This window comes from Flagellimonas sp. 2504JD4-2, assembly GCF_053642935.1.
In genome coordinates this window covers 748,957-762,985 of the sequence record NZ_JBSIOV010000001.1, presented here as the reverse complement: position 1 = coordinate 762,985, position 14,029 = coordinate 748,957, and the positions used below count along the sequence as shown (strand labels likewise).

Here is a 14,029-nt window from a genome sequence, read left to right as displayed (position 1 = left end):
GTTATAAATCTATCCAGTTGCCATCGGCATCGGCATAGACAGTGCCTTTAGCGCCATCATTCAATGAAAGCTCCAATTTGAACTGATTCGACTCATTCTTGTATGCCTTATCGATGCTTGCAGTGGGGTAATCTTTTTGAACCGCCGCCTTAACAGCATCCGGAAGATCCGAAACGCTGATCTCTTCAAAATCCTGAACAGTTTTTATGATAGTATTATCGGTCTGTAGTTCTGCGGTTTCTTCCTGTGCAAAAGCGGTTAGTCCGATAAAGGAAAGGGCTGTGGCAAAAATCAATTTTCTCATGATGTGTTTTTTAAAAAATTAAACTTGACCATATGTATGAAAATCCAGTGCCATCTTCTCTTTGATGTGTTGTTTATTTACAATCTCCTGTATATCAACGAATTGTATGCTCTTTATCGATTTCCCTGTTTGTATAGTTTTGTGTAAAAAATATGCCGGCTGTGTAATTTTTATACAAAAAAAGGCTGCTTTCGCAGCCTTTAAATCGCCAATTCCTATTCCCTGTTATGGAGCAAACAGGATACGAACAGAACCAGCTATTGCGGATAACGCAAAGGTTAGTGTTTGCATAGCATTATCCTAGTTTCTTTCTTTTCTCCTTTTTATATTCTCGATTTAAATGAGGTACTACCAAAAAAACTGCCAATACAAATGACAACAAACCGAGAATAAGTACTATTTCAAAAATCATATGCTGTGTTTCATCTAATTGGACACCTGTTTTTTGATTTGGTCACAAAAAAAGGAGGACCGTGCAAGCACAGCCCTCCTGCCAACCAAAAAATCTAGACACCGACGTCTAGAAATACTTATGTCCCAAATTGGCTGAACTCCATTCTCTTCTTTTTTTTATTAGACACCACTTTACGGTCAAAGTCACATAGAAGAAAAGGCCGCACTTTGTGCGACCTTTAAAACCAAATCAACCAACCAAAAATCCTAGGCCTGCGCCTAGTAAAATCTTTATCTTTTTATCTAACAACCGTATTCAATTCCTTTTTATCTAACCTTTTCAATTAATTAGACACAGGTTCTGAAAAAAGGTCACAAAAAAACCGCTCCAGTAATTCTAGAACGGTCTAATTACTCAAATTTTATGCTTTTTTACACCTGATGTGTGGGCTTTAAAAGATCGTTCACGGTTTTTACAGGATTAAAGGTAACCAAGGGTACCTCAACAAATATCGTATTCCAGAATGCCATGGCCCCATTCCACAATCCAGGGAGTTCCAAGGCCTTAAGTTCCTTGCCTTCTTTTGTCTTTCCGGTTATGAAACCCTGTTTCACATCGACAAAATCCAACAGATTATATTTTTCTCCCTTGTAGTTTCTAATTCCACATACCAAATCCACCGGATTAAAATGCGTTGAGTTTTTAAGAATCGAAGCTTGCTGCCCATCGGACAAATCGACCTGGGCCGATTCAATAATCTGCAACGAGATATTTCCATTTTCATCGCTTATCCAAAATGGGCCACCTCCCGGTTCACCTTCATTTTTAACCATCCCGCATACCCTTAGCGGTCGGTTAAGCCTGTCTTTCAAAATGGAAACTTGTTCATCCAACCCTAGGTTTGCATAGTCTTTTGAGAATCTTACGTTGAGTTCTTCCTCCAGAAAAGCTTTAATTTCTTGAGCGTCTCCTTCGGAGATAGTCCCATTTTCAATTGCTTTGGCATAACCAAAAGCCCTTGTTTGCGCTTTTCGCAAAACTCCGGCCAACATCTTTTTACTATTGGCAACTTCACTTAGATTCTCATCGATAACCACGTTGTCAATGTTCTTGATAAAGATCACATCGGCATCTTGATCATTTAAGTTCTCAATTAGTGCACCATGGCCTCCCGGACGGAACAATAATGACCCATCACTGTTTTTAAATGGCTGGTTTTCCATATCTACTGCGATGGTATCCGTGGATGGTTTTTGATTGGAATACGTTACCTCAAACGTGGTGTCTGTAGCCTCCGAAACTCTAGGAGCAGCCAACGTATGCTCTTCTTTAAACATCGTATCATGCTGCTCGGAGATGGTAAAGTGAAGATTCGCCTTCCCATCCGTTTTCGCATATAATGAAGCCTCTTTCAGGTGTTCCTCAAAGGGAGTAGCGGTTCCCGAGCCATATTTATGAAAAGGTAGCAAGCCCTTTGGATAAAAACCATAATCCAATCCATCCGCTACCAGCATTTCCTTGACAAAAAGATATACTTCTTCATCCTTATTCGCTGCTTTGCCGGAAATCCTTTCCATAATCAAATCATAAAAGGGAAGGTTTTCCATAGTATCCGAAAACTGTTTAACGGCAGCATCCCCAGTGCGTTCTATATAGTCGGACAACTTTTCTTCTGCGGCATTATAGGTGTCCAAAAAGCTGAACATGGCCTTGAACATGCGGGAAGCTGCTCCCGATGCCGGCACAAACTTTAAAAGGTCCATCCTTCCTCTTTCATCTTCAAAAAATTGGATAAGTTCTTTTTGCTCATCTGCAGAAAACCTTAAAATTCCGTCCGAGACCACAGCAGCTTTCTCCAGTTTTACAAATGGAATACCTGCTTTGAAGGTTGCTATTTGGTTTTCAACTTTTTCTTTGGAAATGCCCTTTTTTTCCATTTGGGCCAAGTCTTGTTGACTTAATTTGTTCATGATTTGAGGAGTTTATCGATATGGTTGATTGCTGTTTGAAGTCGAGTTTTTTTATCTCCTTTCAAGATAACGAAATTCCTGTCATATTTTTCCAAGGTTTCTTGGAAACACTTGAACATTTCTTCTCTTTCATTTGGTTTGTCCCGCAAGTCATCCGGTTCCCATGGCGTATCTATGTAGGTCAAAAAATAGAGATCATAGTTGTTTTGCAGCGCATATTTTTCCAAGACCGGATCACAATGTCCAATATAATAGGCTTCAGAATATACCTTGGTCTCCAACAGATCAGTATCGCAAATAAGCAAATCTGTTGTTTTTTTGGAAAGCTCATTTTCCAAACGGATTTGACCTTCTGCTATGGGCAATAGATCATGCGGCTCACAGGTTTTCCGTTCATTGTTCCATTTATTCTGCAAATACTCGCGCGCATACTCCGGAACCCAAACAGTATTGTAATGTCTGGCCAACTGTTGTGAAAGTGTCGTCTTTCCAGTTGACTCAGGTCCAAAAAGGACTACTTTAACAAGGTCTGAGGGCTCTTGCCTAAGTTTTTCTTCCATGCTCTATAACCGTAAATGGCAATAATCGTAAATAAAAAATATTGGAATGATGAGAACACCAATCCTTTATAAAGATATAAGGGTACTGAAATTACATCCCCAATGATCCAAAATGTCCAGTTCTCCAGTTTCTTCTTCGCCATCAGCCACATCCCCACAAAAAAGATAGCCGTTGTAATAGTATCCACATAAGCCGTCCATGTGTCAAACTTATCCGCCACAAAATAAACTGCGCTTACAAATAGAATTGTGCCAATAAAAAGCAGAACAGACCACCTCTTTTCATTTTCAGTGGTTTTGGTAATGGGCACAAAGTGTGTCTCATCAACTTTTCGGGTCCATAGGTACCATCCTATTACACTCATTATAAAATAATAACCGTTGATAAGCATATCGCCAAGAAGTCCATACACCAATAAAATGTAGACAAAGATTCCTGTGCTTATTATTCCTGTTGGAAATACCAGAATGTTCTCCCTTTTCGAGTACCAAACACTCAAGAAACCAAATACTACTCCGATCATCTCCAGAACGACCAAGTGCGTAGGGACGTCTTGATATTGCGAAAAAATCCAATCAAAAATGTGGCTCATACCCGCTTCGATCCGATTTTACCAACTTCATTGTCAATACCACATGTTCCAAATTCGTGAAAGTTTCTTTTATCTCCCCTTGAAGAAGCTCCATCACCTCATCATAGGCTCCATATACTTGTGTGCTCAACGGATTCTCCAGGACCGTAAGTCCAGAAGCTCTTAATTTTTTAATGAAATTGATGATTGAAGGTTCAAAATCATCTTGAAGTGGGGTCAATGTAAGCTCTACGGAAATGTTCATGGGCCACGCAAAATTTTCAGGGCAAAGCTACTAAAAAGAAGCATCAACCGCCCATCATTCGAAGCGCATAAACACAGGTAAAGCCCTCAAATTCTAAAAATTCAACCTCATAATGTGATTTTTTCCCTTTATAGAGAATTTGGGCCACCGTTCTTTTGTCATCAAAGGCAAAATCCATGACATCAATATGTTTTAAAAAACTAAGGCCGTGCTGTGCATAAATTTTATAAAGTGATTCTTTTGCACCCCAAACTATGGTCAGTTTTCTGATAATCGCATCGGTGTTTGCCAGTGTTCGGTATTCTTCCAACGGGGTAAATTTATTCGCTATTCTCAAAATTTTGTCCCGCTGCATTTCAATATCAATACCAACCTCATCGGATTGACTTACAATTATCCCAGTGAAATTGTGGGAATGGGTAATGGAAATATGATTACCGTCCTTTAAATGGGGTTTGCCAAAATCGTCATAGTAGAGATCATGGTCTTTATATCCTGCCTCATCCATTAGGTGCCGAATGCTCAAAAATGCCCTTCTATGCATTTCCGATTTCATCCCATCCATTCGGTCTTGGCAATGCAATGTGAGTTCCACACCTGTGGACAATTCCTTCTCCGGTTCGGTAACCTTCCAAATATATGCCGAAGTGGTGGGTGAAATTGTTATGGTTTTGTAAATAGGCACGACTAAGAGTTAAGCTATTTCGTATCTTTGCACACGATAATAGCTAAGCTACAAAAAGAAAACGAAGTTAAATATGAGCACAAAGACAATTCCATATGTTCCTTACAAAGTGAAGGATATTTCCTTGGCAGATTGGGGACGAAAAGAAATTGAACTTGCAGAGGCGGAGATGCCTGGTCTAATGGCATTGCGTGAAGAATATAGAAACGAACAACCTCTGAAAGGAGCAAGAATCGCTGGATGTTTGCACATGACCATCCAAACCGCGGTTCTTATTGAAACCTTGGTAGAGCTGGGAGCCGATGTTACTTGGAGTTCCTGTAATATATTCTCTACCCAAGACCATGCCGCAGCGGCCATAGCAGCAGCTGGAATTCCAGTTTACGCTTGGAAAGGAATGACAGAGGAAGAATTTGATTGGTGTATTGAACAGACCTTGTTCTTTGGTGAGGAAAGACAACCTTTAAATATGATATTGGACGATGGCGGAGACCTTACCAATATGGTTCTAGATCAATACCCAGAGTTGTCAGCTGGAATCAAAGGGCTTTCCGAGGAAACCACCACTGGGGTGCATCGCTTATACGATAGGGTGAAAAATGGAACATTGCCCATGCCCGCCATTAACGTGAATGATTCTGTTACCAAATCAAAGTTTGATAACAAATATGGTTGCCGCGAAAGTGCTGTTGATGCGATTCGAAGAGCAACAGATACCATGTTGGCAGGAAAACAAGTAGTTGTTGCGGGATATGGAGACGTAGGTAAAGGAACTGCAGCATCCTTTAGAGGAGCTGGAGCAATAGTGACGGTTACCGAAATCGACCCTATTTGTGCATTACAAGCCTGTATGGATGGGTATGAAGTAAAGCAATTGGAAACCGTTGTAGGTAAGGCCGATGTGGTCATTACCACTACTGGAAACAAGGACATTATTCGCGAAGAGCATTTCCGTGGGTTAAAAGACAAAGCCATTGTGTGTAACATTGGTCATTTTGACAATGAAATTGATATGGCTTGGTTAAACGATGCTTATGGTAATACCAAAGATGAAATCAAACCTCAGGTAGACAAGTATACCATCGAAGGTAAAGATGTTATTGTATTGGCTGAAGGTCGATTGGTAAACCTTGGTTGTGCCACAGGACACCCAAGTTTTGTGATGAGTAATTCATTTACCAATCAAACTTTGGCCCAAATCGAGCTTTGGAACCACAGTGACAAGTATGAAAATGACGTTTACATGCTTCCAAAACATTTGGATGAAAAGGTAGCCAAACTTCACTTGGCACGTTTGGGCGCTGAACTTACTGAACTTAAAAAAGATCAGGCCGATTATATCGGTGTGAAAGTTGAAGGACCTTATAAGCCTGAATATTATAGATATTAGATTTGGAAATCAAATCGGATGGAAACCCTCGCAGTTCTGCGGGGGTTTTTTGTTACATATCCAACCATTTTTTAAAGTTGGTGGTACGTTCGCGAGATACAATGACCTGCTCTTCCTCCTTGGGCAGTAGTTTGAGCAATAGGCGACTATTGAAATAGCTATGGATCTCGACCACCGCCTTCACCGATACCATAAATTTTCGGTTAATCCTGAAAAAGTGGATGGGATTAAGAATGTTTTCCAATTGATCTATGGTGTACTCAATGGGATACGATTGCCCTGAATGTGTAAATAAACAAATCATTCCCTCATGAGATTTAAAAAAGGCGATGTCCTCTACATTAAAAGACCTAAACTGATTGCCCACCTTGACCATAAAACGGTGCTTATATTCTTTATGGAACAATTGCTTTAAATGTTCCAGGTTTTCCGTGGCACCTTTACCATTTCGGGTCACATTTTTTTTGAACTTTTCAAGAGCTGCCTTTAAATCCATCTTTACGATGGGTTTTAAAAGATAATCCACCCCATTGTATTTAAATCCCCTGATGGCAAACTCGTTATAGGCTGTGGTAAATATTACAGGCGGATGGTCTTCCATACCGTCCAGAATGTCGAACCCATAACCATCATTGAGTTGAATGTCCAAGAACACCAAATCCGGTAGACTGTTTTTGTTGAACCACTGCGTTCCACTCTCCACGGAACTTATTTTGGCAACAATTTCAATCTCTGGGGCCAATTCTCCCACGAGTTGTGCCAAACGCTTGGATGCAAACTCTTCGTCCTCTACAATTACTGCCTTCATGTTAGGATATTGCTATCAAATTCATATCTATGACCTCTTTGTCCAAAAGTGGAATGATCACCTCAAAAAAATCGTCTTCTTGGCGAACCAAAACCTGCTTGTTGGTATAATAGGCGTATCGCTTTTTAATATTTTTCAATCCCAATTGGGTTGTTTCCTCCTTCAGTTCTCTTTTTTGCAAATTGTTCCGTACTACTAGGGCATCGTTGCCAATTGTGGAAATTTCAATATGCAAGGGTTTTTCCTTACTGTAGTAATTGTGTTTAATGGCATTCTCGACCAACATTTGAAGTGACAGGGTTGGAATCAGGTAATTGTCTGTCCGTACTTTCACTTCCGACTTGATCACAACGGCATTTTTGTGTCTGACATCCATCATAAAAACAAAAGCGTCCAAGAATCCCATTTCCTTTTTCAAACTGACCAAATCCTGTTCCCGATTATCTAAAATATAGCGATAACTAGATGCCAATCGGGTAACAAAATCTGAAGCCAGATCACGATCTTCATACATTAATGAAGTGAGCGTGTTTAAACTATTAAAAAGAAAATGTGGACTTATCTGGCTTTTAAGTGAAGCGTATTTTGATGCGGTCATTTCCCTTTTTAAATCCTCCATTTGCTTGTTCATTTCATCCCTTTGATTCATGGCGAAGTGGAACATGTTGAAAAAGATAACGGTCAAGCCCAAAAGACATGCCCTTAGAAAATCCACAGTAAACTCCACTAAAGGTGGATCATCACAAATAATCCCCAAAGGTTCCCTTAAAGGAAATAAGCCTAAATAATATACTAGGGCAGCCACGGGAGCTAGCAGCGCCATATTTTTCACAATAATCACCAAGCTACTTTTAAAATCGAGTCCACCTTTGGATCGCTGTTTTTCAAGAAACCAATCGTTGAGCTCCCAGGTAACCATAAATAAAATGAAAGCTGTGACGTAATAAAAGATACTTGTCGGGTTAAAAAAAGTATGGGCCTTGTCCTCGTCGGGTTCCATGGTAATCTTCACAAGGAAAAAGACCACGTTGATCACCGCCAATCGAAACAAGAACTTATATACCCTTTTCTTTTTGAACATATGCTTTGCCTTAGGGTAAAGATACTGATCATAAAAGAAGATAGGACAGGTCTATTTCTTGATCGTCAAAAAACCACTTGAAGCGTCATCTGAAGGTTTTTATTGAAAATCAGGAGAAAACCCTGTGTATTTACAATTCGAGGTGAGTGATGCCAATCTAAGGGACCAAACAACATCCTAGGAGTTTCAAGTCTCTTCAAACCAAATGTTTAAGAGACTTTCGAGTAAACTAAAAATAATCCTATCATGAAAAAGACCATTTTGGCAATCACTTTTTTGTTTTCATTCCTCGGTTTTTCGCAAACCGGTATTATCAAGGGTGTAGTTCTTGATAAACAATCTGAAAGTCCTTTGGAAGGTGCTACAGTCGAGCTTCTGGACATGGAAATTGCAACGGGTGTGATAACTGATTTGAATGGACAATTTACACTTAAAGATGTTCCCATTGGCAGACAGGCCATTCGGATAAGTTACATTGGTTTTGAGAGTTCCTATGTCCCAAACATCGAAGTTACCACCGGGAAAGATGTTGTACTTAATATCACATTAAGGGAAAGTTTTAATGCGCTCAAAGAGGTCGTCATCACCTCAAACTCCAACTTAGATCGTCCAAAAAACAAAATGGCCACCGTTTCGGCCAGGCAGTTTGGTATTGAGGAGGTGGGCAGATTCTCTGGTGGGCGTGGCGATATTGGTAGATTGGCCGCCAATTTTGCCGGAGTCTCCGCTCCGGATGACAGCAGGAACGATATTATTATCCGAGGAAACTCCCCTACCGGCCTACTTTGGCGAATAGAGGGAATTCCTGTTCCAAATCCGAACCATTATTCTTCGGCCGGAACGACCGGAGGTCCGGTATCCGCTTTGAATCCCAACATGCTTAAAAATTCCGATTTTATTACCTCAGCCTTTCCAGCAGAATATGGGAATGCCATAGGCGGTGTTTTTGATATTGGCCTGAGAAATGGCAATGTGGATGATTATGAGTTTGCAGCCCAAGTGGGTGCATTTTCAGGTGTAGAGGCCACTGGAGAGGGCCCTTTGGGTAAAAAAGGTTCCTTTTTGGTTGCTGCCCGATACTCCCTTGTTGGGTTGATTGGTTCCGCGGGAGCAGGAACTTCGGCCAATCCGAATTATGGAGATTTCTCTTTCAATCTAAATTTTGGAAAAGGGAAACTTGGTAGTTTATCCCTTTTTGGAATAGGAGGAACTTCGGATATTGAGTTTTTAGGAGATAGTATTGAGGCCGATGATCTATTTGCAGCGGAGGATGAGGATGCCTACGTTAAATCTGGTTTTGGCGTAATTGGAGTGAAACACACTGTTCCCTTAGGAAAAAATTCATTTTTTAGAACAGTAGCGGGTTACACCACTTCCTCGAGCGAATATACCGCGGACCGTTATTTCGAAAAAGACACACCCCAAGAAACCCTTTTGTTGTATACTAAAGATGATGAAAAGGAACATCGATTTACGGTTTCATCCTTGTTCAACACAAAATTGAACAACAGGGTTACCCTAAGAACAGGAGTGCAGTACGAACATTTGACCTTGGATTACATCAACCAAGACCGTGAGGAACAACCAGATAATGATAGCGATGGGTTCTCCGACCTTGTAACTCTAATTGACACTGATGAAAGTCTTTCGTTGGTTCAACCCTTTGTCCAAAGTCAATTTAGACTTACCAAAAAACTTACGTTGAACACAGGACTTCATGGGCTTTACAGTAATCTAAATCAGCAGTTTGCCATTGAACCCAGGGCCGGGTTAAGTTTCGAAGCTACGGAGAAACATAGATTCAGTTTAGGCTACGGTCTTCATTCGCAAAATAGTCCGACCCCAATATTATTTCTGAATGAGGAGGTCAATGGAAGCACCGTACAAACCAACAGGGATTTGGATTTTGTGAGAAGTGCCCATTATGTCTTTGGGTATGATGTGAAACTGGGAGATAAATGGCGCGGAAAAGTTGAAGCTTACTATCAAGATATCGATAATGTTCCCGTAGACCCATTCCCATCGAGCTATTCTACCTTGACGGAAGGAGCGGATTTTGGATTTAGCAATGATGCCGTATCCCTTGTCAACCAAGGAACCGCCACAAACAGAGGGGTGGAGTTGACCTTGGAAAAGTTCTTTAGCGATGATTATTACGTGTTACTGACCTCTTCTTTTTATCAGAGTAAATACACCGGTAGTGATGGCATCGAACGAAATTCTCCCTTTAACAATGGACAGGTTATAAATCTTTTGGCAGGAAAGGAATTTCCGATGGGAAGGTCCAGAAGGAACAAGCTTTTTGTGGATACCCGATTGACGTATTCCGGGGGGAGATATTACACTCCCATTGATCTTGAAGCTTCGCGGAATGCAGGATATGAGGTCCTATTTGATGACCTGGCCTACAGCCAACAATATGACGATTACTTTCGGTGGGATGTAAAACTTGGACTGAAGATCAACAGCAAGGGGAAAAAATTATCCCATCAATTCTATGTCGACCTTCAAAATGTAACTAATCGGACCAATATCTTTTCTAGAAGGTACAATAGGTTGACCAACAATATTGATCGCGAAGATCAAATAGGGTTTTTTCCGGACTTTGGGTATCGCTTTCAATTTTAAGTGTTACAAAACTGTTCGTCACGAAAAAGGCAGGGTTATTTTTTTTAGTAGTTTTAGGAGCTGGATTAACTATTATCATTTTGAATAAGAACTCCGAATCCGACCCGAACTTTTTAGACGAGCAGTTTTCCCAAATTGTCGATTATATCCCACATAGGGATTCTATAAATCCTAAAGTATCCAAAGTTGACGTGGCCTGGCATTTGGACCATATGCTCAAGACCGTCAATGTGATATGCAAGGCGTTGGAAGCATCCAATCCTGACGAATACAAATCGAACTTTAACCTTACGAGAACTTTAATCTATGCATGGGGAGATTTTCCTAGAGGTGTTGCCAAATCTCCGAAAGTAGTACGCCCGCCAGATGTGATTCTGACCGAAGATCTGCATCGGCAAATTGAAATGGCGAAGGAAAATTTAAAAGTCCTTCAAGGTCTGGAGGCAAATGTTCATTTTGAACATCCTTATTTTAGCGTGCTAGATAAAAAAAAGAGTATTAGGTTCTTAAAAATACATACCCGGCATCATCTAAAAATTGTTCGGGACATCGTAAAAAAATAATCGGAGACCAGAGCAGAATATGAAAGACAATTGGTTCGAAATTGAAAATATTGACACCGTAGATTCACCCTCCGTGGTGCTATACAAAGAACATTTGAAGTTCAATATCAATGAGATGGCGACTTTGGTCGATGGCAACACTGATAGGCTGATGCCACACATTAAAACAAACAAAATGCCGGAGGTCTTAAAGCTATTGTTGGCCTCGGATATTGCCAATTTTAAGGCTTCAACCATAGCAGAAGCGGAAATTGCCGCTGAGGCCGGGGCACATTCAGTTTTGATAGCACATCAATTGGTTGGACCCAAAATTGATCGTTTTCTCAATTTGATGGAGCATTTCCCATCTACCAATTTCGCAACTATTGTAGATGATGAGGACACAGTCCGTATTTTCAACAAAAAAGCGCTTGAAAGAGACTCCAAAGTCGATCTTTATATTGATATCAACAATGGCATGAACCGTTCAGGAATAAAGATTGGATCGGCTCTTGATTCGCTTCTTTTGGTAATTAGGGATTGTAAAAACATTGAATTTAAAGGTCTCCATGTTTATGATGGACATTTAAGAGATGCCGATTTTTCGGTTCGAAACGAAAAGATCGAATCCGGATTTGAAGATGTGACCGTCTATTTTGAGGCCTTGCAAAAAATCTATCCGAATATTGAGCTGGTTTGTGGTGGGACACCTTCCTTTACTTCACATCTTTTACAAGAATCGAGAATTACCAGTCCAGGCACCTGTGTTTTATGGGATTGGGGTTATGGTGATAAGTTGAGTGAGCAAAACTTTAAGTATACTGCTTTACTGGTCACCCGCATTATCTCAAAACCTACGGAAGGGATTGTTACCCTAGATTTAGGACATAAATCCGTGGCTTCTGAAAACCCAATAGACAAAAGGGTCAAGTTTTTAAATATTGACAACTATGAACTGCTTTCACAAAGTGAAGAACATGGCGTGCTCAAAGTATCCAATTGGGAGCAACTGAAGATAGGAGACGTCCTTTATGGGGTCCCCTATCACATTTGCCCGACCATTAATCTGCATGATGAGGTTTCTGTCATCGAAAAAGGGCGAAAGATGGCTTCTTGGGAAATCTCTGCCCGAAAACGAAAGCTTCGGTTTTAATTTTCAACAGGTCCATGAAGAACTTTTCCAAGATCATGGAAAAAAAAGATACAAGCAGGACTTTGTGAACAAATAAAAGCTAGGAGGGAAATGAACCAATTTTGATACATGAAATTTTGTTCAAATACAGAGAAACATAATTATATTTGAAATTAAAAGTCCATGAATCAGGGCTTACAATATTAAGGTTCATTTAATAATGCACGTGCGTCCAAAATGTGCAGGAAATTGTGCAAGGTTGATATTTTATAGGATTCAAAAGAATCATATCTACATCACACACTTAACTAATCGTTCTAAATTAGAAGTTCTTTTATATAAATATAACATACTCTACCATTCTAATTCCACCAATTTATCCTTATGATTTCGAAATTAATAGAGCGGACTAACCAAACCAAGTTTTATCAGACAGGAAGGATTAAGTTAATCAAGTTTGAAGGACAAATAGGGACAAACAATGCTATGGAATTTGATTACCTTATTGATGAGCAAAATAATGAAGGAAACTCTATTAATATCGAGAATTGGAGAATAACATCACATCAAACCATTGATTTAAAAGGAGTTTTCGCATCTTCCTATCTTCCATATATTAAAATTAATATTTTGGATAAACATCCTTTGCTTAGTATATATCATGAAAATAAGCTTGAATGTGAATTAACTGGGTTTCATTCCAATACAAATGATTTCATCGTTGATTTATATTTGGCATTTGAAACCCATATGGGAAATTGGTTCCCTTTTAATAAATCCTTTATTAACCTAAGGGAAAATTTTAAAATGGATGACAGAACATTTTTTAGAATACCAGAACAATTGTTAATCCCTGTAAAAAATGTTTGTGCCTACCATAATATTAATTTAAAAGTTAACAGAACAGTAGAAGGAATCAACAAGGGATATGAACACCACCCTGAGGCAACGCTTTTGATTTTCGGTAATGAGGATATTTGCCCTAATACTCTTAACTTAGGGCAACCCTATATCATTGCCAACAAATTCACTGCAATACGTATCTAGTTAGTAGCCTTTTTTTTGTGAGATTTAATTAATATTTCCATTGTATATTGACAATCTCCCATAATTGTTAACCTATTCGATACGCTTATCTTTAAAAAAGATAGAAAGTCCTGTGGGTTTTTCCTACTTGTCTTGAAATCATCCCAAATCACTGATTCAAATTGCTGGTATTCTGAAATGTTCGGAGTTGATTCACTTCCATAATCGTTTATCAATCGAGATTTTTTTTGCATCTCTTTTAATTCATTAGAAGAATAATTCCTCCCATCACTTCTTATTGTAACTCCAGATATTTTACCATATTTATTTTCAACATCTATATAAAATGATTCAATGTCAAAGACTTTTTGCATAACTATAATTCCATCGATGATACCGTTTTCCACCATAATGCCTACCGCCAGAACAGGCCTACCCATATATGTAACGTCGGCTAAGGTGCTTTTTGAAATTGCATAATCACAACCTGGGAACATCAAGTAGTTTTCGTCTTCGAGGCTTTTATCTACAATAACAAATTCGTTTTCATATTTTGAAAACTCCTCACCAATCATTAATGGCGAAATATCAATACCATTTGGATTCATAATCACCAAGCAAAATTTTAGTAAAAAACTCAAAAACATAATATCTTACATATTTAATAATTAT

Annotated in this window: 14 protein-coding genes; 5 read left to right on the top strand and 9 right to left on the bottom strand. The window is 39.4% G+C overall.

The window, feature by feature from the left end; genetic code table 11:
• Position 1: 1 nt before the first annotated feature.
• From ACULLH_RS03595 to ACULLH_RS03570, 6 genes are all read right to left on the bottom strand, one after another.
• Positions 2 to 304 carry a hypothetical protein gene (locus tag ACULLH_RS03595; RefSeq protein WP_454087356.1) on the bottom strand — a complete coding sequence of 101 codons (303 nt, stop codon included), beginning with the start codon at positions 302 to 304 and terminating at the stop codon, positions 2 to 4.
• A gap of 825 nt (positions 305 to 1,129) precedes the next feature.
• Positions 1,130 to 2,668 (bottom strand): DUF4301 family protein, encoded by a 1,539-nt coding sequence (locus ACULLH_RS03590; RefSeq protein WP_454087355.1) that lies wholly within the window; start codon positions 2,666 to 2,668, stop codon positions 1,130 to 1,132.
• Positions 2,665 to 3,228 carry an AAA family ATPase gene (locus ACULLH_RS03585; RefSeq protein ID WP_454087354.1) on the bottom strand — a complete coding sequence of 188 codons (564 nt, stop codon included), beginning with the start codon at positions 3,226 to 3,228 and terminating at the stop codon, positions 2,665 to 2,667. Before ACULLH_RS03585 ends, ACULLH_RS03590 begins: the two co-directional genes overlap by 4 nt.
• Positions 3,183 to 3,821 carry a nicotinamide riboside transporter PnuC gene (gene pnuC / locus ACULLH_RS03580; RefSeq protein WP_454087353.1) on the bottom strand — a complete coding sequence of 213 codons (639 nt, stop codon included), beginning with the start codon at positions 3,819 to 3,821 and terminating at the stop codon, positions 3,183 to 3,185. The genes ACULLH_RS03585 and pnuC overlap by 46 nt, the downstream gene beginning before the upstream one ends.
• On the bottom strand, positions 3,805 to 4,065 hold the full coding sequence (locus tag ACULLH_RS03575; protein ID WP_454087352.1) for a YkoF family thiamine/hydroxymethylpyrimidine-binding protein: 261 nt from the start codon (positions 4,063 to 4,065) through the stop codon (positions 3,805 to 3,807). Before ACULLH_RS03575 ends, pnuC begins: the two co-directional genes overlap by 17 nt.
• A gap of 43 nt (positions 4,066 to 4,108) precedes the next feature.
• Positions 4,109 to 4,750: a 4'-phosphopantetheinyl transferase family protein gene (locus ACULLH_RS03570; protein ID WP_454087351.1), complete on the bottom strand. Its 642-nt coding sequence runs from the start codon at positions 4,748 to 4,750 to the stop codon at positions 4,109 to 4,111.
• A 73-nt stretch (positions 4,751 to 4,823) separates the two neighbouring features.
• On the opposite strand from ACULLH_RS03570, the gene ahcY reads away from it, so the two are divergent.
• Entirely contained in the window at positions 4,824 to 6,140 is a 1,317-nt protein-coding gene (ahcY, locus tag ACULLH_RS03565; RefSeq protein WP_454087350.1) for an adenosylhomocysteinase, read from the top strand.
• A 52-nt stretch (positions 6,141 to 6,192) separates the two neighbouring features.
• Here ahcY and ACULLH_RS03560 read toward each other — a convergent pair whose 3' ends face one another.
• Positions 6,193 to 6,948, bottom strand: a complete 756-nt coding sequence (locus ACULLH_RS03560; RefSeq protein WP_454087349.1) for a LytR/AlgR family response regulator transcription factor — start codon at positions 6,946 to 6,948, stop codon at positions 6,193 to 6,195.
• A gap of 1 nt (position 6,949) precedes the next feature.
• Positions 6,950 to 8,029 (bottom strand): sensor histidine kinase, encoded by a 1,080-nt coding sequence (locus ACULLH_RS03555; RefSeq protein WP_454087348.1) that lies wholly within the window; start codon positions 8,027 to 8,029, stop codon positions 6,950 to 6,952.
• Positions 8,030 to 8,275: 246 nt separating this feature from the next.
• Here ACULLH_RS03555 and ACULLH_RS03550 point away from each other — a divergent pair, with 246 nt between their 5' ends.
• From ACULLH_RS03550 to ACULLH_RS03535, 4 genes are all read left to right on the top strand, one after another.
• Positions 8,276 to 10,657, top strand: coding sequence for a TonB-dependent receptor (locus tag ACULLH_RS03550; RefSeq protein ID WP_454087347.1), 2,382 nt, complete (start codon positions 8,276 to 8,278; stop codon positions 10,655 to 10,657).
• Positions 10,658 to 10,737: 80 nt separating this feature from the next.
• The gene (locus ACULLH_RS03545; protein WP_454087346.1) at positions 10,738 to 11,220 is read left to right on the top strand and encodes a DUF1569 domain-containing protein; all 483 of its coding nucleotides are present in this window, start codon (positions 10,738 to 10,740) and stop codon (positions 11,218 to 11,220) included.
• Positions 11,221 to 11,239: 19 nt separating this feature from the next.
• Positions 11,240 to 12,352, top strand: a complete 1,113-nt coding sequence (locus ACULLH_RS03540) for an alanine racemase (RefSeq protein ID WP_454087345.1) — start codon at positions 11,240 to 11,242, stop codon at positions 12,350 to 12,352.
• Between the two features lie 363 nt (positions 12,353 to 12,715).
• Complete coding sequence (locus tag ACULLH_RS03535) at positions 12,716 to 13,378, top strand: hypothetical protein (RefSeq protein WP_454087344.1); 663 nt, start codon at positions 12,716 to 12,718, stop codon at positions 13,376 to 13,378.
• On the opposite strand, the gene ACULLH_RS03530 is transcribed toward ACULLH_RS03535, so the two are convergent.
• Positions 13,375 to 13,965 (bottom strand): hypothetical protein, encoded by a 591-nt coding sequence (locus tag ACULLH_RS03530; protein WP_454087343.1) that lies wholly within the window; start codon positions 13,963 to 13,965, stop codon positions 13,375 to 13,377. The genes ACULLH_RS03535 and ACULLH_RS03530 overlap by 4 nt on opposite strands.
• Between the last annotated feature and the right edge of the window lie 64 nt (positions 13,966 to 14,029).

Excerpts from the sequence above, each read along its gene's own strand:
- ACULLH_RS03585 (WP_454087354.1), bottom strand. The coding sequence starts at position 3,228 with ATGGAAGAAAAACTTAGGCAAGAGCCCTCAGACCTTGTTAAAGTAGTC.
- ACULLH_RS03560 (WP_454087349.1), bottom strand. The coding sequence starts at position 6,948 with ATGAAGGCAGTAATTGTAGAGGACGAAGAGTTTGCATCCAAGCGTTTG.
- ahcY (WP_454087350.1), top strand. The coding sequence starts at position 4,824 with ATGAGCACAAAGACAATTCCATATGTTCCTTACAAAGTGAAGGATATT.
- ACULLH_RS03540 (WP_454087345.1), top strand. The coding sequence starts at position 11,240 with ATGAAAGACAATTGGTTCGAAATTGAAAATATTGACACCGTAGATTCA.
- ACULLH_RS03535 (WP_454087344.1), top strand. The coding sequence starts at position 12,716 with ATGATTTCGAAATTAATAGAGCGGACTAACCAAACCAAGTTTTATCAG.
- ACULLH_RS03550 (WP_454087347.1), top strand. The coding sequence starts at position 8,276 with ATGAAAAAGACCATTTTGGCAATCACTTTTTTGTTTTCATTCCTCGGT.
- ACULLH_RS03595 (WP_454087356.1), bottom strand. The coding sequence starts at position 304 with ATGAGAAAATTGATTTTTGCCACAGCCCTTTCCTTTATCGGACTAACC.
- ACULLH_RS03575 (WP_454087352.1), bottom strand. The coding sequence starts at position 4,065 with ATGAACATTTCCGTAGAGCTTACATTGACCCCACTTCAAGATGATTTT.
- ACULLH_RS03530 (WP_454087343.1), bottom strand. The coding sequence starts at position 13,965 with ATGAATCCAAATGGTATTGATATTTCGCCATTAATGATTGGTGAGGAG.
- ACULLH_RS03590 (WP_454087355.1), bottom strand. The coding sequence starts at position 2,668 with ATGAACAAATTAAGTCAACAAGACTTGGCCCAAATGGAAAAAAAGGGC.
- pnuC (WP_454087353.1), bottom strand. The coding sequence starts at position 3,821 with ATGAGCCACATTTTTGATTGGATTTTTTCGCAATATCAAGACGTCCCT.
- ACULLH_RS03555 (WP_454087348.1), bottom strand. The coding sequence starts at position 8,029 with ATGTTCAAAAAGAAAAGGGTATATAAGTTCTTGTTTCGATTGGCGGTG.